The following is a 20953-nucleotide window of genomic DNA, read 5'->3' on the forward strand; positions in this document are numbered from 1 at the left end:
GCTGAATATTTGTCATGCTAGACAGCAATTTTTTATTTCCTAATTATCTGATATGGGAACGCTTACGCTGAACAGGAAAACCTGCTGTGGCTGAAGATAGCGACGCGGAAAAGAGCGAGGAACCCACAGCCCACAAGCTGGAGAAGGCTCGCGAAAAAGGCCAAATACCGCGTTCGCGCGAACTGACCTCGATGCTGATGCTCGGGGCCGGTTTGGCGATCCTGTGGGTATCTGGGGAATCGATGGCTCGCCAACTGGCGGCGATGATTGCCCAAGGGCTGCATTTTGACCATGGCATTATCAGCGATGATAAGCAGATGTTGCGCCAAATAGGGATGCTGCTGAGTCAAACGATGATGGCATTACTGCCAATCTTTGCCGGATTGGTGATCGTGGCGCTAGCAGTACCGATGCTGTTAGGTGGGGTGCTGTTCAGCGGAGAATCCATCAAGTTCGATTTTCAGCGGATGAGTCTGATTGCGGGCTTAAAGCGTATGTTTTCTTCTCAGGCTCTGGCCGAATTGCTGAAAGCCATCCTCAAGGCCACGCTGGTCGGTTGGGTCACGGGAATATTCCTCTGGCACAACTGGCCAGATATGATGCGGTTGATGGCAGCCCCGCCAGTGGCGGCTTTAAGTGATGCTGTCCACTTGATTATTTTCTGCGGACTGGTGGTGGTATTAGGCCTGACCCCGATGGTTGGATTCGACGTGTTCTTCCAAATAACCAGCCACATTAAAAAATTACGTATGACCAAACAAGAGATACGTGATGAATTCAAAGATCAAGAAGGTGACCCACATGTGAAAGGGCGCATTCGTCAGCAGCAACGGGCTATGGCTCGCCGCCGAATGATGGCTGATGTCCCTAAAGCTGATGTAATAGTGACCAACCCAACCCACTATGCTGTTGCCTTGCAATACAACGAAGCAAAAATGAGTGCACCCAAGGTGCTGGCGAAAGGTGCTGGCGCAGTGGCACTGCGTATCCGCGAGTTAGGTGCAGAGCATCGTATTCCGTTATTAGAAGCGCCGCCGCTGGCCAGGGCACTGTTTCGGCACAGCGAGGTAGGCCAACATATTCCAGCCACCCTTTATGCCGCGGTGGCAGAAGTTCTTGCCTGGGTATACCAGTTGAAGCGTTGGAAACGGGAAGGCGGGCTAATCCCGAAAAAACCTGAACATCTGCCAGTGCCGGAAGCACTGGATTTTGCAACAGAGAGTGAGACTGACTAATGGCTAACTTGGCCGCCCTGCTACGTTTACCGGGCAATTTTAAAGATACGCAGTGGCAAATCCTTGCCGGGCCAATTCTTATCCTGATGATCTTGTCGATGATGGTGCTGCCGCTGCCGCCCTTCATCCTTGATTTGCTGTTTACCTTTAATATCGCGCTGTCCATTATGGTGCTGTTGGTTGCCATGTTTACCCAACGCACGCTGGATTTTGCCGCCTTCCCAACCATTCTGCTGTTCTCAACGCTGTTGCGTTTATCGCTAAACGTCGCCTCCACCCGTATCATTCTGATGGATGGGCATACCGGTGCGGCGGCTGCGGGCCGTGTGGTGGAAGCGTTTGGTCACTTTCTGGTTGGTGGCAACTTTGCCATCGGTATCGTGGTCTTTATTATTTTGGTCATAATCAACTTTATGGTTATCACCAAAGGGGCGGGGCGTATTGCAGAAGTGGGGGCGCGCTTTGTTCTGGATGGTATGCCCGGTAAGCAGATGGCGATCGATGCCGACTTAAATGCTGGCTTGATTGGTGAAGACGAAGCCAAAAAACGCCGTTCCGATGTTACGCAAGAAGCTGACTTCTACGGCTCAATGGACGGGGCCAGTAAGTTTGTTCGTGGCGATGCGGTTGCCGGGTTACTGATCATGGTGATTAACGTGGTCGGTGGCTTACTGGTAGGGGTGCTTCAGCACGACATGGCGGTGGGCCATGCAGCAGAAACCTATACCTTGTTGACGATTGGTGACGGCCTGGTAGCACAAATCCCGGCATTGGTTATCTCGACGGCGGCGGGTGTTATCGTGACCCGCGTCAGTACCGACCAGGATGTTGGCCAGCAAATGGTCACCCAGCTATTTAATAACCCACGCGTGATGGTGCTGAGTGCCAGTGTCCTCGGGTTACTGGGGATGGTGCCTGGCATGCCTAACTTTGTCTTCCTGCTATTCACCAGCGCACTGTTGGCATTAGCCTGGCGTTTACGTGGCAAACAAATGCAGCAACCCATGGTGGCAGAATCACCGGTGGTGCAAGACCAGCAACAAGCCACTGAAGCGACCTGGTCAGATGTTCAACTGGAAGATCCGCTGGGTATGGAGGTGGGGTATCGCCTGATTCCGATGGTGGATTTCCAGCAAAATGGTGAGCTGTTGGGGCGGATTCGCAGTATTCGTAAAAAGTTTGCTCAAGAGATGGGATACCTGCCACCGGTGGTGCATATCAGAGATAATCTGGAACTGCCACCAGCAAACTATCGGATATTAATGAAAGGGGTCGAGATTGGCAGTGGCGAAGCTCATCCCGGCCGTTGGTTAGCCATTAACCCCGGCAATGCGGTCGGTTCGTTACCCGGTGAGGCCACCCATGATCCCGCCTTCGGATTGGCGGCGGTTTGGATTGAAAGTGCATTACGTGAGCAGGCGCAGATTCAAGGTTTTACCGTGGTTGAGGCCAGTACCGTTGTGGCGACCCATCTAAACCATCTGATTAGCCAATTTGCCAGCGAACTGTTTGGCCGCCAGGAAACCCAGCAATTGCTGGACAGAGTTGCGCAAGAGATGCCGAAGCTGACGGAAGACTTCATTCCCGGCGTCGTCACCTTAACCACGCTGCATAAAGTACTGCAAAATCTGCTAATGGAGCGGGTATCCATTCGCGATATGCGCACCATTATCGAGACACTGGCTGAACATGCGCCAAACCAGACCGACCCTTACGAATTAACGGCGGTAGTTCGAGTGGCGTTAGGGCGCTCCATTGCGCAACAATGGTTCCCGGGAACCGGCGAAATTCAGGTCATCGGGCTGGATGCGGCATTAGAGCGTTTGTTACTACAGGCGCTGCAAGGTGGGGGTGGTCTGGAGCCAGGTCTGGCTGACCGTTTGTTGGATCAATCTAAACAAGCGCTGCAACGTCAGGAGATGTTGGGTGCACCGCCGGTGTTACTGGTTAACCATGCACTGCGGGCACTTTTAGCCCGTTTCTTGCGCCGCAGTTTGCCGCAGATGGTGGTGCTGTCTAATCTGGAAATTGGCGATAATCGCCAGATCCGGATGACATCAACGATAGGAGCTGCTTGATGCTAACTCGTCTCTCCCTAATGTTGGCTACACTACTTCCGGTATGTGTATTGCCGTTGAATGCTGTCGCTTCAGGCACTTGGGTGGCGGACGATATTGGGGTTACGCAGGGTTTGCGCGGGGTAGCTACCTCGTCGGCGGTACTGCAACCACCGGTAGCGCTGGCGCAGGAAAATGCGCGCATCGTGTCGGTTGGCTGGCGCTACCAATTAATGTCGACAGCGCCAGAGGGTTTACAGGTTAAATTATGCACCCCGACCCGTTGTATGCCACTTGAAGGTGGCAGCGGACAGAGCCGGGGACTGGCGGGAGAGGCGGCAGCAACTCAACTGAGGTTTGTTTATTTTATTGCCGGTAAAGGCCGGGTTAACCCGCCGTTGCAAGTGATCAGCAATCAGGTGCTGGTCAATTATCGCTAAAACCAGACGAAGGGGTGATAGCAAGTCGTACAGAAATAGAACGGATGTTCTAACTGATTGTAGACCTCAACGGCCTGCGCTGTTTGACTCATGGTTAGTGCTGCCGCACCACAGAAAACCCACCCCAATAACAGACTTACATACCTTTTTTTCATATTTCCTCCTTGACACTAAGCACATTTGCTCAGTTTCAGCAGATTAAAACATCGGAGAAAAACAGGAAAACTCATTTTTTAAGTAGGTAGAAAGCATTGAGGGCACGAGCCAATGAGCGCGGAGGAACGGTACGGATATAAGCCTCGGCTGAGCGGCGGTTTATATCCGTAGGGATGCGGTTTTAAATACCGATCTTGCGGCCCAGTAGACTGGCACCTTTAGAATGACCATCTGGCCCGTATAGTGACTGGCCGTGGCGGGTATTCAATACTGCCAGCGCCTGAGTATTATGCTCAATATGCTGTTGTAGCAATAATCCATTGTGCAAATTACTGTACTGAAGGTTCTCAGCCAGCTGCAAGATACGTTGCCAACGAATTGCCAACTCTTGAATCTCGCTATAAGGCGCCTGTATATTGGCCGCAATTTCGGTGGTGAGCCGGGTTTGATCCAGATAAGCCAAGGTGGCCAGTATTGAACTTTTTTGTTCCGTCACACCTTGCAGCACGACACCTTGAATCCGACCGGAGCAGAGTAATTGCTGCTCTTGTGCTACCACAGTCGTCAGTGACTCGAGAAGTTCCAGTTGCTGGTCCAAATTGGTCTGTAGTCTTTCCACCACCACGTATCCTTTTACGGTTAACAACTGTTTTGCGGTTAACGATTATTCTAGGGTTAATGACTTTTGTTATGTTTAGCTATTTCTCAGAAAATCCGCGACATTCTTTAACAGAGCATCGGCAATTTTACCGGTGTCCATCGTCAGTTGACCTGAGCGGATAGCCTGTTTTAAGGTTTCTACACGTTCTACGTTGATGTCCTGGCTGCCCGGTTGCATCAGTTTTGCCTGCGCATCACTTAATTTAACCTCAGTACCACTCACCTGTGCTTTTGTCTGGGCAGAAGGTTTACGCATCTGCTGCGCAATGTCACTGGTTTCCCGTGGCTGCACTTGCGATACCGGTAATAACGGTTGAGTGCGATCAATACTCATATTGTGTTGCTCCCTCTATAGCGGGATTGACGTTTATCGACCCGCGAGACTTTTATCTTTTAACAAAAAGAAAGGCGGGATTGTCACAGTGCTACCCGCAAATAACTGCATACCAGAGTTATCGGCAAAGGTTAAAAAAACTTTAATCACTATAACATAATCCGAATTGTGCCATCTTCGGCTACGGTGCCACTGACGATTTGGCCGGATGCCATGCGCACCCGAACGTTATCCTGTATGGCGGCGTTGTTCATCGCTTTACCATTACTGTTAACATTAAATCCTTCTCCCTGTGCCAAAACTTGCACCTCTTGCCCTGCTTTAATGACCCACAATCGACGCAGCATATTGCGCGTCAGCGGCTGGCCGGCACTGATTTGCCGCAAGCTGACGGCACCTTGAGCAAAATGCGAATCCAGCAAGGCGCCGGGGGGGAGGGTATCCAACCGGCCTTGTTTCATCTGTATATCAGACACGGCAATTTTCTCACCCGCTGCCAGTTGGCGGCCAGCCACAGCATATTGCCCACTGACCTGCACTTGTGTCTGAATAAAACGGCGAACCCCCTCACAGCGTACGGACAAACTGATATTGCCCCACGGGCGCGCATTGGCAGGCAGCGTGATTTCTGGCACTTCGCATTGCGGCCATTGGTTCTGTGGCGTTTTGATAACCACCTTAACCTGACTCTCTTTATCCGGGTATTGCTGTTGGAAGAATTGATTTACCTGCGTTGATAAATCTGCCGCCATCGCTGAATGAGTGACGGTCTGACTCAGCAACAGCACCCCCCAAGCCAACTTTATGACGCCATTTTTATTCATTGTCATCAATCTCCTTTCTGCCTGTGTAACCAGGTAATACCAGGGCACACCCCTTTTGCACACTAGTGTACCTGTAGCGCGATGAGGTTAAGGGGACAAATAGCGACGCATTTTGCTCTTATTCTGGCGATAGGCTTTCCTATACGGCGTTTATGCTGTCGACTCCAAATTCTAACCTTGCGGGGGGACTATGCTCGACAAACTGGACGGTGCTCTGCGTTTTCAACAAGAGGCGCTTAATTTGCGTGCGCAACGACAGGAGATCCTGTCGTCCAATATTGCAAATGCGGATACACCCGGCTTTCAGGCACGTGATATTGATTTCTCCAGCCAACTGAAAAAAGTGATGGAGCAAGGCCGTGCCACAGGTACAGGGGTGTCGCTCAGTTTAACGTCAGCCCGTCATATCCCGGCAAGCACCGTTGCGCCACCTGACCTTGACCTTTTATTCCGGGTTCCAGACCAGCCGGCGATGGACGGTAACACGGTTGATATGGATCGTGAACGTACTAATTTTGCCGATAACAGCCTGAAATATCAGACCGATTTGACCGTTCTTGGCGGCCAGATCAAAGGGATGATGTCAGTGTTACAACAAGGATAAGACGTATGTCTTTACTGAATATTTTTGATATTGCCGGTTCGGCATTATCAGCCCAATCGCAACGGTTGAACGTCAGCGCCAGTAACATGGCCAACGCCGATAGCGTTACCGGCCCGGATGGTCAGCCTTATCGTGCCAAGCAAGTGGTGTTTCAGGTAGCGGCTCAACCAGGGCAGGAAACCGGCGGGGTACGTGTATCACAAATCGTTGACGATCCCGCACCGGATCGTTTGGTGTATCAGCCGGGTAATCCGCTGGCTGATGCCAAGGGTTATGTCCGCATGCCCAACGTTGATGTAACAGGGGAAATGATTAACACCATTTCGGCCTCGCGTAGCTATCAAGCCAACGTTGAAGTGCTTAATACCACTAAATCTCTGATGCTCAAGACGCTAACACTGGGTCAATAACAGGAGCTTGTCTATATGGCCATTACCAATTCTCTGACTGAGAGCGATTACGGTATTACCAACACCACCGGGGCTAATTCCACCACCGGTAGCGGTAGCACCAGTCAGGATTTGCAGAACAGTTTCCTAACGTTGCTGGTTGCCCAGTTAAAGAATCAGGACCCGACTAACCCAATGCAAAACAACGAGTTGACAACGCAATTGGCGCAAATCAACACCGTAAGTGGCATTGAAAAGTTGAATACTACACTGGGCTCCATCTCCGGGCAGATTGATAGCAGCCAGTCGCTGCAAGCCAGTAGCCTGATTGGCCACGGCGTGATGATCCCCGGCACCACGGTGTTGGCAGGCAGCAAAGATGGCACCGTCACTACCACGCCATTTGGTGTTGAGTTAGAACGTTCCGCAGACAAAGTGACGGCAACCATCAGCGACAGCAATGGTCTGGCAGTACGCACCATTGAAATCGGTGGCCTGTCAGCAGGTGTCCACTCCTTTACCTGGGATGGTTCACTGGACGCGGGCGGTAATGCGCCAGATGGTGCTTACACCGTGACGATCGCCGCCAGTAGTGGTAGCGAGTCACTGGTTGCTACTCCGCTGAGCTACGCGGTTGTTAATGGTGTGACCCGTGGCAGTGACGGTTCCAAGCTGGATCTGGGCCTGGCGGGGACTATCACCATGGATAAAGTCCGTCAGATTTTGTAGGTCAGAGATCAGTCTTAAGCAGTAACCAAACAAACACCATGGTGAGTTAACTAATTGAAAAAACTCATCTTAATATTTTAAATAGCGTTTGATATGTCATCAATGCTCAAGGTCTATAACGGACCCCGAATCTAACGGAGAAGAAAATGGGCTTTTCTCAAGCAGTCAGCGGTTTGAACGCAGCATCCAGCAATCTGGATGTGATCGGTAACAATATCGCCAACTCGGCGACATCAGGTTTTAAAGCCGGCTCAGTTTCTTTTGCCGATATGTTCGCAGGTTCCCAGACCGGTATGGGGGTTAAAGTTGCCGGGATTACTCAAGACTTTAACGACGGTACGCCAACCACCACCAACCGCCGTTTGGATTTAGCCATCAGCCAGAGTGGTTTCTTCCGCATGCAAGATAGCAGCGGCGGTGTGTACTTTGCCCGTAACGGCCAGTTCAAACTTGATGAAAACCGCAACATCGTTAACATGCAAGGGCTGAGTCTGACCGGTTATCCGGCAACAGGGACTCCTCCTACCATACAGCAAGGGGCAAATCCGGTACCCTTGTCGATTCCTCAGGATATGATTGCCGCGAAAGCCACCACCTCGGGCAATATGGTCGCTAACCTGACCTCAACCCATGATGTTATTAGCGCAACCTTTGATCCGCAAAAACCAGATACTTACAGCTTTGTGAATAACATGACCACCTACGATAGCCTGGGTAACCGCCACGTTATCAATGTGTATTATGTGAAAACCGCTGAAGATGCCGTCAATGGTAATAGCTGGAATGTCTATACCAAAGACAGCAGCGGGACATTGGCCGATGCGACTAAACCTTTTGACCCTGCTGACCCTGCCGCTGCCTCTCTGCGCGGAACGATGGTATTTGATACCAATGGCGCACTGAAAAGCGTGAAAAATGGCGCGGGTGCTGCCAGTACCACTGACTTCAATCTGACCGTCCCTATGGCGGTGGTGAATGGTGCCCCGGCGCAAACCTTCGCGCTGAATGTTGGGGGTAGCAAACAGCAAAATACCGGTACTGACGGTATTGTGACTCAAAACCAAACCGGCTATGCCGCAGGTGAGTTCACCGGCTTCCAGATCAACAACGATGGCTCGGTTGTCGGCACTTATTCAAACCAGCAGACCCAACTGCTTGGCCAAATTGTGCTGGTTAACTTCTCTAACCCTGAAGGTTTGTCTCCTGAAGGCGATAACGTTTGGAAAGAAACCAAGTCTTCCGGTAACCCGATCCTCGGTACCGCCGGTGGTGGCGGTTTCGGCACCTTGACCAGTGGCGCGTTGGAGTCTTCTAACGTGGATTTGAGTAAAGAACTGGTGAATATGATTGTGGCGCAACGTAACTATCAGTCCAATGCGCAGACCATCAAAACTCAGGATCAGATCTTACAAACTCTGGTTAACCTGCGTTAATCGAACTGACGGGATAAGCTCATGGACCACGCAATATATACCGCGATGGGGGCTGCCAGGCAGTCGCTGGAGCAGCAAGCGGTTACGGCTAACAATCTGGCTAACGCCTCGACGCCGGGTTTCCGCGCGCAGTTGTCAGCGATGCGTGCCGTACCTATCGACGGGCCGAGCATGGCAACCCGTACCATGGTGACGGCATCGACCCCCGGTGTGGATATCAGTCAGGGGACGATGAATTATAGCGGCCGCCCATTGGATGTTGCCTTACAGCAAGATGGTTATCTGGCGGTGCAACTGCCTGATGGCACCGAGGCTTATACTCGCAACGGGAATATTCAGGTTGCGGCTAACGGTCAAATGACCGTGCAGGGCTACCCGCTGATGGGCGATAACGGCCCGATTGAAGTGCCACCGCAGGCCGCAGTGACTATTGCGGCTGATGGCACCATTTCGGCGCTGAACGCCGGTGACTCACCGAATACGATTGCTCAGCTCGGCCAAATCAAACGGGTTAGGGCCAATGCGGGTGAAGTGATGCACGGTGATGACGGTTTGTTCCATCTGACTCCCGCGACGCAACAGGCGCGTGGTGCTCAGTTGGCCAATGACCCGCTGATTAAAATTATGCCGGGTGTACTGGAGGGCAGCAACGTGAAAGCGGTTGAAGCCATGACAGACATGATTGCCAATGCCCGCAGTTTCGAAATGCAGATGAAAGTCATTCACAGTGTGGATGAAAATGAACAGCGCGCTAATCAGCTGTTAGCAATGGGCTAAGCGCGCAGGCGCAGAGGAATAAACTGATGATCCGATCATTATGGATTGCCAAAACCGGTTTGGATGCACAGCAGACCAATATGGATGTCATCGCCAACAACCTGGCGAACGTCAGCACCAATGGCTTTAAGCGCCAGCGGGCGGTATTTGAAGATTTGCTCTACCAGACCATGCGCCAGCCGGGTGCGCAATCCTCCGAGCAGACAACCTTGCCATCGGGTTTACAGATTGGTACCGGTGTTCGCCCGGTAGCGACAGAGCGTTTACACAGTCAAGGTAACCTGTCCAAAACCGACAATACCAAAGATATCGCCATTAAAGGTGAAGGGTTCTTTCAGGTGCAAATGCCTGATGGTACCAACGCTTATACTCGCGATGGGTCTTTTCAGGTGGACCAAAACGGCCAGTTAGTAACATCCGGCGGTTTTCAGGTACAACCGGCGATTACCATTCCGGCCAATGCCCTGAGCATGACGGTGGGGCGCGACGGGATAGTCAGTGTCACCTTGCAGGGGCAAACTGCCACGCAGCAAGTCGGGCAACTGACATTGACCACATTTATCAATAACAGTGGCTTGGAAAGTATTGGCGAAAACCTGTATCAGGAGACCGCCAGTTCCGGTGCACCAAACGAAACCACGCCAGGTCTGAACGGCGGGGGCTTGCTGTATCAGGGCTATGTTGAGACCTCTAACGTCAATGTGGCGGAAGAGTTGGTCAATATGATCCAGACGCAACGAGCCTATGAAATCAACAGTAAAGCGGTTTCAACTTCAGACCAGATGTTGCAAAAACTGACCCAATTGTAAATCCGCTTTCAGGGGGTAATTTAGCCCCCTGACTGCAACAGAATAATGAGTAGATGAGGCCGACCGCGTGGCCTCTTACCGGTTACAGGACTGATAATCAGAGATGGACAGAAAGCCGCTGCGCAAATCAGGTGGATTGAAATGGGTCTGTATGCCGTTGACGGCGATGCTGCTCAATGGCTGCGCGTATATTCCGCATAAACCACTGGTGGAGGGTACCACCTCGGCACAACCGGCACCGGCCAGTGCGCCGTTGCCGAATGGCTCTATTTTCCAGGCTGCTCAGCCGATGAACTATGGTTATCAGCCTTTGTTCGAAGACCGTCGCCCACGTAATGTCGGTGACACGCTGACCATTACCTTGCAGGAAAATGTCAGTGCCAGCAAAAGCTCCTCTGCCAACGCCAGCCGTAATGGTTCAAGCAAATTTGGTGTCGCCACCGCGCCGCGTTATCTGGAAGGATTATTGGGCAATGCGCGGGCTGATATGGATATCTCGGGTGACAATACCTTTGGCGGTAAGGGCGGGGCGAATGCCAACAACACCTTCAGCGGCACGATCACCGTTACCGTCGATCGCGTGCTCGCTAACGGCAACTTGCATGTGGTCGGTGAGAAACAGATTGCAATCAACCAGGGGACTGAATTTATCCGCTTCTCTGGGGTAGTAAACCCACGCACCATCAGCGGCAGCAATACCGTGACCTCAACGCAGGTTGCAGATGCGCGCATCGAGTATGTGGGTAATGGTTATATCAATGAAGCGCAGACCATGGGCTGGTTGCAGCGGTTCTTCCTTAATATCTCACCGTACTAAGAGGCCGTCGATGCGTAAACAGTCACTTGTCACTCTATTTGTTATACAGCTTATTGCGCTGCTCACACTGGTGTCATTACCTGCCACCGCAGAGCGTATCCGCGATTTGGTGACCGTGCAGGGAGTACGTGATAACGCGTTAATCGGTTATGGCCTGGTGGTCGGCCTGGATGGTTCCGGTGACCAGACCATGCAAACGCCGTTTACCACGCAGAGCCTGAGTAACATGCTGTCGCAGTTGGGGATTACCGTACCGCCAGGTACCAATATGCAGCTCAAAAACGTAGCAGCAGTGATGGTCACGGCCAAGTTACCGGCATTCTCCCGTGCCGGGCAAACCATTGATATTGTGGTTTCTTCAATGGGTAATGCCAAAAGTATTCGCGGCGGCACCCTGCTGATGACCCCATTGAAAGGGGTGGATAATCAGGTTTATGCCCTGGCACAAGGTAACGTGCTGGTCGGCGGTGCGGGTGCGGCATCGGGTGGCAGTAGTGTACAGGTCAACCAACTGACCGGTGGGCGAATCAGCAATGGTGCCACTATCGAACGTGAGCTGCCGACGACCTTTGGTACCGATGGTGTGATTAATCTTCAATTGAATACCGAGGATTTCACCATGGCACAACAGGTGAGTGATGCCATTAACCGCCAGCGCGGTTTTGGTTCTGCCACAGCGATTGATGCTCGCACCATTCAGGTTTTGGTCCCGCGCGGCAGCAGCTCGCAAGTGCGTTTCCTGGCAGATATTCAAAATATCCCAGTGAATGTCGATGCGGGTGATGCCAAGGTGATTATCAACTCTCGTACCGGCTCGGTGGTGATGAACCGCAATGTAATGCTGGATTCTTGTGCTGTGGCGCAAGGGAATCTATCGGTGGTGATTGATAAGCAAAATACCGTCAGCCAGCCTGATACCCCATTTGGTGGTGGGCAGACCGTAGTTACCCCGAATACTCAGATTTCCGTTCAGCAACAAGGTGGGGTATTGCAACGCGTCAATGCCAGCCCGAATCTGAATAATGTGGTCCGCGCCCTGAACTCGCTGGGGGCAACCCCGATCGATTTGATGTCTATCTTGCAGGCAATGCAAAGTGCTGGCTGCTTGCGGGCTAAATTGGAAATTATCTGATGAGTGATTTGATGGCGATGTCTGGGGCGGCGTATGACGCCCAATCACTGAATACCTTAAAACGTGATGCGGCAAGAGATCCACAAGGTAACTTGAGGCAGGTTGCTCAGCAGGTAGAGGGGATGTTTGTGCAGATGATGCTGAAAAGTATGCGTTCTGCCTTGCCGCAAGATGGCGTGATGAACAGTGATCAGACCCGGCTTTATACCTCGATGTATGACCAACAAGTCGCGCAGCAAATGTCGGTCAAGGGGTTGGGCCTGGCCGATATGATGGTGGAGCAGCTTTCAGGCTCTACCTCGCCAAGTGAAACGGCAGGAACGGTGCCGATGCTGCTGGATAATGAAGTGCTGCAAACATTGCCAGCACAGGCATTGGCACAAATGGTACGTCGTGCCATGCCGACACCGCCAGCCAACAACTCAGCGTCATTGCCACAAGGCACCGGTAATTTCGTGGCGCGGATGTCTATTCCGGCACAAATTGCCAGTCAGCAAAGTGGCATTCCTCATCAGCTGATTGTGGCTCAGGCGGCACTGGAGTCGGGCTGGGGTCAGCGTGAAATTCCGACGGCCGACGGCAAAACCAGTTACAACGTATTTGGCATCAAAGCGGGTAGCAACTGGGATGGTCCAGTCAGTGAAATTACGACTACCGAATATGAGCAAGGTGTGGCGAAGAAAACCAAAGCTCGCTTCCGGGTATATGGCTCCTATGTCGAGGCCGTCAGTGATTATGTCAAATTACTGACACAAAACCCGCGCTACGCCAATGTTGCCGCAGCACAAAGCCCTGAGCAGGGGGCACATGCGCTGCAACAAGCCGGTTATGCCACCGACCCGCAATATGCGCAAAAATTAGTCAGCGTGATCCAGCAAATGAAAAATAGCGGCGAACAAGCAGTAAAGGCATACAGCAGCGACCTAAGTCAGTTGTTCTAAATAGGCTATTTTATTTGTCATTTTGGGATTGGACAGTGCTCGGCGGCGTCACGTAGCCATAACTTACAAAGTCATGGTGTACGCTCCGTTGCCTGTGCGCTGGCCACACCCAAACTGTCTGCGACAATAACGCCTATTGGATTGGTGAGGATCGAGATTTACACCCATATTTTGACTCAAGTTTTCCAAAGTCGAGCCGATAATAATCACAGGCTGTGCGGAGGCTAAGGTCTCCTCAGGCAGTATCCCAATATTAATTAATGCAGGCGCTGCGATGCTCGTCGTCTGTGGTAAAAGGATTTCTTCATGTCCAATAGTTTAATGAATACTGCGATGAGTGGTCTGAGCGCAGCGCAATATGCCCTGAGCACCGTCAGTAATAACATCACTAATTTTCAGGTGGCGGGCTATAACCGTCAGAATACTATTTTTGCACAAAACGGTGGAACCTTAAGTCCCGCCGGCTTTATTGGTAATGGCGTTGCAGTAACCGGTGTTAACCGTGAATATAACTCGTTTATTACCAACCAATTACGTTCTTCACAAACGCAAAGCAGTGGCTTAACTACCTATTATCAGCAAATTTCGCAAATTGATAATTTGCTCTCTAATTCGTCCAATAACCTCTCCAGCACCATGCAGGACTTTTTCAGTAACCTGCAAAATCTGGTGAGTAATTCCGGTGATGATGCGGCCCGTAAAACGGTATTGGGCAAGGCTGAAGGGTTGGTTAACCAGTTCCAGAATGCAGATAAATATCTGCGTGATATGGATACCGGCGTAAACCAGAAGATCACCGAAAGCGTTACGCAAATCAATAACTATGCTGACCAAATTGCTAAGTTAAACGATCAAATTACCCGTTTGCGCGGCAGCAGTGGCAGCGAGCCAAATGCGTTACTCGATCAGCGCGACCAATTGGTCACAGAATTGAACCAGATTGTTGGCGTGACCGTGACCCAGCAAGACGGCGATGCTTACAACGTTTCTTTTGCCAGCGGTCTGCCATTGGTGCAAGGACCGGATTCTTATAAAGTCGAAGCCATACCTTCCAGCAGTGATGCTACCCGATTAACCATTGGCTACAAATATGGTAGTGGCGATGTGCTTGAAGTGGACGAAAGCCGCCTGACCACCGGTAGCCTGGGTGGTACGCTGAAATTCCGCAGTGAGGCACTCGACAGTGCACGTAACCAACTGGGGCAATTGGCCCTGGTCATGGCAGACAGCTTCAATACTCAGCATAAAGCCGGGTTTGATACCAGCGGTGATCCGGGCGTTGATTTCTTCAGCTTTGCACAACCGAATGTGTTGAAAAATGCGAGAAATCAGGGTGATGCCAGCTTGACGGTGTCCTACACCGATACTTCAAAAGTCAAAGCCAGTGATTATAGTGTGGAGTTTGATGGAACTGACTGGCAGGTGACACGGCTGTCTGATAACACCAAAGTGCCGGCTAACCCGGTGAAAGACGGCAGTGGTAACACCACCGGGCTGAGCTTTGATGGTGTCGCCGTCAGTGTTGATAACGGCACTGCTGGCGCGCAAGCCAGAGATAAATTCATCGTCAAAACCGTCTCTAACGTGGCTGCTAATTTACAGGTCGATATCACCGACTCAAGTAAGATTGCTGCTGCCGGTACCGCTGATGGTGGCGCGAGTGACAACGTTAACGCCCAGGCATTGTTAGATCTGCAAACCAAAAAACTGGTTGATGGCAAAGCCACGCTGTCTGGTGCTTATGCCGGTTTGGTCAGTAACGTCGGTAACCAAACCAGCACCGCGAAAACCAACAGCACGGCGCAAGCCAATATCGTCAAACAGTTGACCGCCGAGCAGCAGTCTATTTCCGGCGTGAACCTGGATGAAGAGTACGGCGATTTACAGCGTTTCCAGCAATATTATCTGGCGAATGCCCAGGTCATTCAGACGGCTTCGACGCTGTTTAATGCGTTGCTGAGTCTGCGCGGTTAATTTTTTGTCAGCGGCAGAGAGTCCCTGTCGCTACTTATCTTATTTAGCGGTTAGTCAGTATCCCTGTTAAGACAGATTGATTGTTGAGACGGGGTTAGCGGGCTGAACGATTACTAAAAGGAACTGGCATCATGCGCTTAAGTACCAGCATGCTGTATCAGCAAAATATGCAGGGCGTGACTAACGCCCAATCACTGTGGATGCAGTCGGGCCAACAACTCTCCAGCGGCAAGCGGGTGGTTAACCCTTCCGATGACCCGATGGCCGCATCTCAAGCGGTGATGGTGTCGCAAGCCCAATCGGAAAATAGCCAATATACTTTAGCGCGCAGTTTCGCTCGCCAAAGTTCTTCGCTGGAAACCACGGTTTTGGCGCAGGCGACCAGTACCATTCAATCAATTCAGACCTTAGTCATTAGCGCTAAGAGCGATATATTGAGTGATGATGACCGTGCCTCTTATGCCACTCAGTTACAGGGTTTGAAAGACCAACTGGTCAATCAGGCTAACACCACTGATGGCAACGGTCGTTACATCTTTGCTGGCTTCAAAAGTGACAAAGCGCCGTTTGCGGTTAGTGCTACCGGTGATGTGACTTATCAGGGCGGCGATGTCGCTATTGAGCAGAAAGTCGATGCTAACCGTTCGATTACGGTTGGACATACCGGTTCCAGTGTCTTTATGGCATTGACCAGTAATGCGAAACCTGAACCTGATGATGCCGGTGGTAATCCGGTTGCGTCAGAAAGCAATATTTTCAATACCATCGATACCGTGCTGAACTCACTGAAAGTCCCGTTACAAGGGGCGACTGATGCGGTTAAAGATCAAGCTAATGCCGATATGGATAAAGGTATCCGTGGGATGTCCAACTCATTGAATAATGTGTTGTCGGTTCAAGCCGAAATCGGTACCCAACTGCAAGAGCTAGACAACCTGGATAGTTTGGGCAGTGATCGTAGTTTGATTAATAAACAGCGTTTGAGTGATTTGCAGGATGTGGATTGGACCGCGGCTATCTCGTCATATGTGATGCAGCAGGCTGCGCTACAGGCTTCATATACCACATTTACCAATATGCAGGGTTTGTCCCTGTTCCAGCTTAATAAGTAATCCGTCTTCTGCCTGTGGGTCTACCCCACAGGTTCCCTCTTAAGTGTACTTAAACCGGGTGCACTTTTTGGTGTGTCATCTTTTCCCACTAAGGTTTGGGGTGACATACCATTTTTTTGCAGCGACTCAGTTTGCCAATCCGCTCAATACGCCGGCTAATCGGTCAAAAACTTCCCCGAACAGATGCTCAGCAAAGGGGGGCAATAATGGCATTATCAACCCTATTGAGATGATACCGACGGTCAACGTCAGCGGGAAACCGATAACGAACACCGAAAGTTGAGGTGTCATTCGGTTTAGCATGCCTAATGCCATATTCAGAGTTAACAACAGCGTGATCAGCGGCAATGCTAACATCAGTCCATTCATAAAGATTAATGAGCCGGCCTGCGTCAATGCCAGAAAGCCATTACCATTGAGCGGTTCGAACTGAATGGGTAAGGTATGAAAACTGTCGGCCAACAATGAAATTAGCCATAAATGACCATCAAAAGTGAGGAATAACAGCAGGGCCAGCAAGTTAAGTAACCGGGCTAAAACCGGCATATTCGGCCCCCCCGAGGGGTCAAAGAAGGTCGCGAACGATAATCCCATCTGTAAACCAATCACTTCACCGGCCAGCCGGATGGCAGCAAAAGCAAATTGCATGGTCAAGCCGATGGCTACCCCAATCAACACTTGTTGGGCGGCGACCCAGACTGCACCGGTTGAGACTAAGGGAATATTGACCGGGGGTAGCGAAGGGGCAATCAGAAAGGTAATTAACAGCGCCAAACCGACTTTAACTTTGCGGTTTATCTGTTTCTCACTAAACACCGGCGCAGTGGTGATCAGCGCCAGCACCCGAATTAACGGCCAGAAATACTGGCTGACCCAGAGGCTAAGTTGAGTGGTATCGAGGGAAAGCACCGTTAGCCAATCAACGTGGGCAGGCTGGTGAACAGATTACGCATATAGTCCAGTATCAGGTTCAGCATCCATGGGCCTGCGATCACCATCGTGGCGAACACGGCCAGTATTTTTGGGATGAATGACAATGTCATTTCGTTAATTTGCGTTGCTGCCTGCAACAGGCTCACGATCAGGCCGCTTATCAGGGCGGCTAATAACAAGGGCGCAGCCAGGGCAAGTGCAATCTTCATTGCCTCAACGCCGAGGGCCATTACCGATTCAGGTGTCATGATGAGTCTACCTTAGCTATAAAAACTCTGTGCCAGGGAACCCAGTAGTAGCTGCCAACCATCAACCAAGACAAATAGCATCAGCTTGAAGGGCAGTGAGATACTGGCTGGGGGAACCATCATCATCCCCAATGCCATCAGCACACTGGCTACCACCAGATCGATAATCAGGAAGGGAATAAACACGGTAAAACCGATTTGGAAGGCGGTTTTCAGCTCGCTGGTGACATAAGCAGGTAGCAGAATGCGCATCGGTACCACTTCGGGACCTTCCAATGGCGGCAGATTGGCCAGCCTGGCATACAGTGCCAGATCTGATTCGCGGGTTTGGCGCAGCATAAATTCACGTAAAGGTTGTGAGCCTTTATCCATCGCCACTTCCATGCTTATCTTGTCCTGACTGAAAGGCAGATAAGCGTCCTGATACACCTTGTCAAATACCGGCGACATAATAAAAAATGTCAGAAACAGCGCCAGACCCAACATCACCTGATTGGGGGGTGCAGAGGGGGTACCCAATGCGTTGCGCAGCAACCCGAGCACAATAATAATACGGGTAAAACTGGTCATCATCAGTAAGGCGGCAGGCAGGAAACTCAGGGTGGTGATGAAAACCAAGGTCTGCACCGGTAAAGACCAGCTCTGCCCACCATTAGCTAATGGCTGGCTGATGATACCGGGCAGTTGAGCCAGCACCGCCGGAGAGCAGAGTAAGCCCAATAGCAGTAGGGTGGTTTTATTGATGAGTGCAGCCAGAAGACGGCGCAGCAGCAACCGATAAGTGAAATCAGTGTTGGCCGCTGCGGTTGTTACGCTATTGGCTGTGGTAAGCACGGGGCGAAGAGACATCATGCCGATTTTTCCGGGTGTTTCGATTTCTTGTTAAATAGATGGTTGTTCAGTAGCTGGCGAAAATCGGCCGGTTTCGCACGGTCGGGCGACGAAGCCGCTGTGGCTTCATCAATCGCAGGACGTGTCAGAGTGTGGAGTTGTGTCACCTGCTGTGCAGTTACGCCTAACACCAGCCAGGTATTGTCTACTTCAACAATGACCACCCGCTCGCGCTGACCAACCTGACAACTGGCCTTCACATTCAATAATTTGTTGTTACGTGCCTGCGGGGCAAAACCTAAACGGCGTACCAGCCAGGCACCACATAAAATCAGCAGTAAAATACCGCCTAACACGCTGCCAACCTGCGTTAACACCGAGCCGGCAGGTATCGCTGGTGCCGTCTGTTGCACCGCCGTACCAGAGTGGCTGGCGGCAAAGCCAGTAACCGGTGTCGTAACCGTGGATGCGGCAGTATCAACCTGTGCTGCGGTCATTAGCGGCTCAGACGGCGCATACGTTCTGACGGAGTAATGATGTCAGTGATACGTACGCCATATTTATCAGCGACTACCACCACTTCACCCTGCGCAATCAGATAACCGTTAATCAAAATATCCAATGGCTCACCGGCCAGGCCATCAAGGGAGACGACCGAGCCTTGAGACAAGCGCAGTAACTCTTTGATGGTCATTTTGGTGCGACCCAGTTCAACGGTCAGCTTTACCGGGATATCCAGAATTAAATCGATATCCTGTAGGTTACCCAAGGCATCCGGTGCTTCCAGTGATTTAAATACACCCTCGGTGGTGGCCGCTGGTTTATCCGCTGCCTGCTGCTCATTAAACGCATCAGCCCACAGGGAGTCAACGGATTCCTTTCCATCGTCAGACGGAAGCTTAGGGTCACTCATTGGGCTGTTCCTCATTCAGAGCATTCAAAATAGGGTTAATCAAATGTTCAACACGTAGGGCATATTGCCCGTTTAATGTCCCGTACTGACTGGTCAGTACCGGTACGCCGTCGACATGCGCAATCAGTCGATCCGGTTTATCTATGGGTAATACATCCCCTGGTTGCAGCTTGAGTATCTGCGATAGTCTCAGCGGGATATCGACAAAATTAGCCACCAGCTCCAGCTCGGAGTGCTGCACTTGCTTCACCAGTGTTTCGCGCCAGTGGCTATCTTCCTGTCGGGAATTTTCCAACGGTGGGTTGGTTAGCAGCTCACGCAATGGCTCGATCATGGCGAAGGGAATACAGATGTTGAACTCACCACTCAACGCCCCGATCTCCACATGGAAAGGGGTGGTGACCACGATATCGTTGGGGGAGGTGGTGATATTGGTGAATTTCACCTGTATTTCAGAACGGACATATTCCACATCAATTTTATAGATAGGCGCCCAGGCATCACGGTAGGCATCCAGCGCTAGCCGTAACATGCGGTTAATCACACGTTGCTCAGTGTGGGTAAACTCGCGACCTTCTACTTTAGTTGGGAAGCGACCATCACCACCGAACAGATTATCAACCGCAATAAAGACCAGGCTCGGGGCGAAAACGAATAGCGCGGTGCCACGTAGCGGTTTGAGATGAATCAGGTTGAGATTGGTCGGTACCGGCAGATTACGGGCAAAGTCGTGGTATGGCTGAATTTTTATCGGGCCGACGGTGATATCCGGGCTGCGACGTAACAGGTTAAACAGCCCCATACGGAACTGACGAGCAAAACGTTCATTGATGATCTCCAACGCTTGCAGGCGTTCACGCACCACACGTCGCTGGGTCGTCGGATCGTAAGGTTTAACGTCTGTTTCATTACCGACGACAGCAACTGGCTCATCGCCACCGCTGTCACCGTTTAACAGTGCGTCAATCTCTGCTTGTGAAAGAATGCTATCGCCCATAATGATTATCGCAATATAAATGCGGTAAACAGCACATCGCTGACTACCTGATTAGGTTGGCCTTTAACCATTGGCGGGCTAAGTACGTTTTTAATTTCACCGACTAAACGCTGTTTGCCTTCTTCATTTGACAGGCTATCGGCGGACTGCCGAGAAAGTAGCAACAGCAAGCGGCTGCGAACTTCCGGCAGATAGTCATTGAGTTTGGCGCGAGTCGCATCGTCGGGCAGCCTTAACGTTAATCCGATATAAAGCACGCGATCCAGATTGTTATCTGGCGTGATCAGATTGACCGTAAAGGTCTCCAGCGGCATAAACACCGGAATAACAGGAACGGCTTTCGCAGCGGTAGGTTTACTCTTATGGAGTATCCACCAGCTATAACCGCCACCTGCAGATGCTGCCACAGCAATCAGCACTAGCAGGATCACCCAGATCGAACTCTTACGCTTGGCCGGGAAGGTATTATCAGACATGGAGAAGACAAATTCCTGTTTCGGTATCAAACCGGTGAATCACGACAATAACCTGGGGTATCTCATTGCTGGATGGTACAAACCGCTGACCACCGACAAATAACCCCATGCTATCCGAATTATTACTGATGA

25 protein-coding genes are annotated in these 20953 nt (G+C 51.2%); 14 read left to right on the top strand and 11 right to left on the bottom strand.

Translation table 11 applies throughout. From position 1 onward, the window contains the following. The first annotated feature begins 86 nt into the window (after positions 1-86). Genes flhB through Q2T71_RS07755 form a run of 3 tightly spaced genes read left to right on the top strand, consistent with a single transcriptional unit; the run spans position 87 to position 3732 of the window. Positions 87-1235 (top strand): flagellar biosynthesis protein FlhB, encoded by a 1149-nt coding sequence (gene flhB, locus Q2T71_RS07745; RefSeq protein WP_372558666.1) that lies wholly within the window; start codon positions 87-89, stop codon positions 1233-1235. Next, a complete protein-coding gene (flhA, locus tag Q2T71_RS07750) occupies positions 1235-3313 on the top strand; it encodes a flagellar biosynthesis protein FlhA (protein WP_372558667.1) in 2079 nt (692 codons plus the stop codon). Before flhB ends, flhA begins: the two co-directional genes overlap by 1 nt. After that, complete coding sequence (locus tag Q2T71_RS07755) at positions 3313-3732, top strand: flagellar protein FlhE (protein WP_083159164.1); 420 nt, start codon at positions 3313-3315, stop codon at positions 3730-3732. The genes flhA and Q2T71_RS07755 overlap by 1 nt, the downstream gene beginning before the upstream one ends. Here the strand turns inward: Q2T71_RS07755 and Q2T71_RS07760 are convergent. The 4 genes from Q2T71_RS07760 to flgA form a co-directional block, all read right to left on the bottom strand. Further along, positions 3729-3887: a hypothetical protein gene (locus Q2T71_RS07760; protein WP_372558668.1), complete on the bottom strand. Its 159-nt coding sequence runs from the start codon at positions 3885-3887 to the stop codon at positions 3729-3731. The genes Q2T71_RS07755 and Q2T71_RS07760 overlap by 4 nt on opposite strands. A 182-nt stretch (positions 3888-4069) precedes the next feature. Next, the gene (locus Q2T71_RS07765; protein ID WP_083159163.1) at positions 4070-4510 is read right to left on the bottom strand and encodes a flagella synthesis protein FlgN; all 441 of its coding nucleotides are present in this window, start codon (positions 4508-4510) and stop codon (positions 4070-4072) included. A 72-nt stretch (positions 4511-4582) separates the two neighbouring features. Continuing rightward, a complete protein-coding gene (gene flgM, locus Q2T71_RS07770) occupies positions 4583-4882 on the bottom strand; it encodes a flagellar biosynthesis anti-sigma factor FlgM (protein WP_372558669.1) in 300 nt (99 codons plus the stop codon). 149 nt (positions 4883-5031) lie between these two features. After that, on the bottom strand, positions 5032-5712 hold the full coding sequence (gene flgA, locus Q2T71_RS07775; protein ID WP_083159161.1) for a flagellar basal body P-ring formation chaperone FlgA: 681 nt from the start codon (positions 5710-5712) through the stop codon (positions 5032-5034). A 184-nt stretch (positions 5713-5896) separates the two neighbouring features. Here flgA and flgB point away from each other — a divergent pair, with 184 nt between their 5' ends. The 11 genes from flgB to flgL all read left to right on the top strand — a co-directional run bounded on the left by flgB (position 5897) and on the right by flgL (position 16423). Beyond that, entirely contained in the window at positions 5897-6310 is a 414-nt protein-coding gene (gene flgB, locus Q2T71_RS07780; protein WP_083159160.1) for a flagellar basal body rod protein FlgB, read from the top strand. Between the two features lie 5 nt (positions 6311-6315). Then, the gene (gene flgC / locus Q2T71_RS07785; RefSeq protein ID WP_005189321.1) at positions 6316-6720 is read left to right on the top strand and encodes a flagellar basal body rod protein FlgC; all 405 of its coding nucleotides are present in this window, start codon (positions 6316-6318) and stop codon (positions 6718-6720) included. Between the two features lie 15 nt (positions 6721-6735). Further along, on the top strand, positions 6736-7428 hold the full coding sequence (flgD, locus tag Q2T71_RS07790) for a flagellar hook assembly protein FlgD (RefSeq protein WP_372558670.1): 693 nt from the start codon (positions 6736-6738) through the stop codon (positions 7426-7428). Between the two features lie 146 nt (positions 7429-7574). Next, a complete protein-coding gene (flgE, locus tag Q2T71_RS07795; protein ID WP_083159158.1) occupies positions 7575-8861 on the top strand; it encodes a flagellar hook protein FlgE in 1287 nt (428 codons plus the stop codon). A 21-nt stretch (positions 8862-8882) separates the two neighbouring features. Continuing rightward, on the top strand, positions 8883-9638 hold the full coding sequence (locus tag Q2T71_RS07800) for a flagellar basal body rod protein FlgF (protein ID WP_005189342.1): 756 nt from the start codon (positions 8883-8885) through the stop codon (positions 9636-9638). 26 nt (positions 9639-9664) lie between these two features. Beyond that, on the top strand, positions 9665-10447 hold the full coding sequence (gene flgG / locus Q2T71_RS07805) for a flagellar basal-body rod protein FlgG (RefSeq protein WP_005189344.1): 783 nt from the start codon (positions 9665-9667) through the stop codon (positions 10445-10447). A 103-nt stretch (positions 10448-10550) separates the two neighbouring features. Then, positions 10551-11264: a flagellar basal body L-ring protein FlgH gene (flgH, locus tag Q2T71_RS07810; protein WP_372558671.1), complete on the top strand. Its 714-nt coding sequence runs from the start codon at positions 10551-10553 to the stop codon at positions 11262-11264. 10 nt (positions 11265-11274) lie between these two features. After that, positions 11275-12396 (top strand): flagellar basal body P-ring protein FlgI, encoded by a 1122-nt coding sequence (locus Q2T71_RS07815; protein ID WP_372558672.1) that lies wholly within the window; start codon positions 11275-11277, stop codon positions 12394-12396. Then, positions 12396-13337 carry a flagellar assembly peptidoglycan hydrolase FlgJ gene (flgJ, locus tag Q2T71_RS07820; RefSeq protein ID WP_102970432.1) on the top strand — a complete coding sequence of 314 codons (942 nt, stop codon included), beginning with the start codon at positions 12396-12398 and terminating at the stop codon, positions 13335-13337. Before Q2T71_RS07815 ends, flgJ begins: the two co-directional genes overlap by 1 nt. 306 nt (positions 13338-13643) lie before the next feature. Further along, a complete protein-coding gene (gene flgK, locus Q2T71_RS07825) occupies positions 13644-15311 on the top strand; it encodes a flagellar hook-associated protein FlgK (RefSeq protein ID WP_372558673.1) in 1668 nt (555 codons plus the stop codon). Positions 15312-15442: 131 nt separating this feature from the next. Next, complete coding sequence (gene flgL / locus Q2T71_RS07830) at positions 15443-16423, top strand: flagellar hook-associated protein FlgL (RefSeq protein WP_372558674.1); 981 nt, start codon at positions 15443-15445, stop codon at positions 16421-16423. A gap of 126 nt (positions 16424-16549) precedes the next feature. Here flgL and fliR read toward each other — a convergent pair whose 3' ends face one another. The 7 genes from fliR to fliL all read right to left on the bottom strand — a co-directional run bounded on the left by fliR (position 16550) and on the right by fliL (position 20821). Continuing rightward, positions 16550-17332, bottom strand: a complete 783-nt coding sequence (gene fliR, locus Q2T71_RS07835; protein WP_372558675.1) for a flagellar biosynthetic protein FliR — start codon at positions 17330-17332, stop codon at positions 16550-16552. A 2-nt stretch (positions 17333-17334) separates the two neighbouring features. Continuing rightward, the gene (gene fliQ / locus Q2T71_RS07840) at positions 17335-17604 is read right to left on the bottom strand and encodes a flagellar biosynthesis protein FliQ (protein ID WP_083159154.1); all 270 of its coding nucleotides are present in this window, start codon (positions 17602-17604) and stop codon (positions 17335-17337) included. A 12-nt stretch (positions 17605-17616) separates the two neighbouring features. Next, entirely contained in the window at positions 17617-18372 is a 756-nt protein-coding gene (gene fliP, locus Q2T71_RS07845) for a flagellar type III secretion system pore protein FliP (protein WP_372559879.1), read from the bottom strand. A gap of 80 nt (positions 18373-18452) precedes the next feature. Beyond that, complete coding sequence (gene fliO / locus Q2T71_RS07850; RefSeq protein ID WP_372558676.1) at positions 18453-18932, bottom strand: flagellar biosynthetic protein FliO; 480 nt, start codon at positions 18930-18932, stop codon at positions 18453-18455. Further along, positions 18932-19348: a flagellar motor switch protein FliN gene (fliN, locus tag Q2T71_RS07855; protein WP_372558677.1), complete on the bottom strand. Its 417-nt coding sequence runs from the start codon at positions 19346-19348 to the stop codon at positions 18932-18934. Before fliN ends, fliO begins: the two co-directional genes overlap by 1 nt. Next, positions 19341-20345, bottom strand: a complete 1005-nt coding sequence (fliM, locus tag Q2T71_RS07860; protein ID WP_083159152.1) for a flagellar motor switch protein FliM — start codon at positions 20343-20345, stop codon at positions 19341-19343. Before fliM ends, fliN begins: the two co-directional genes overlap by 8 nt. Before the next feature lie 5 nt (positions 20346-20350). Continuing rightward, positions 20351-20821 (bottom strand): flagellar basal body-associated protein FliL, encoded by a 471-nt coding sequence (gene fliL / locus Q2T71_RS07865; RefSeq protein WP_372558678.1) that lies wholly within the window; start codon positions 20819-20821, stop codon positions 20351-20353. Positions 20822-20953: the final 132 nt, after the last annotated feature.

The sequence above is a fragment of the Yersinia sp. 1652 StPb PI genome (assembly GCF_041538345.1).
GTDB classification, from domain to species: Bacteria; Pseudomonadota; Gammaproteobacteria; order Enterobacterales; family Enterobacteriaceae; genus Yersinia; species Yersinia enterocolitica_E.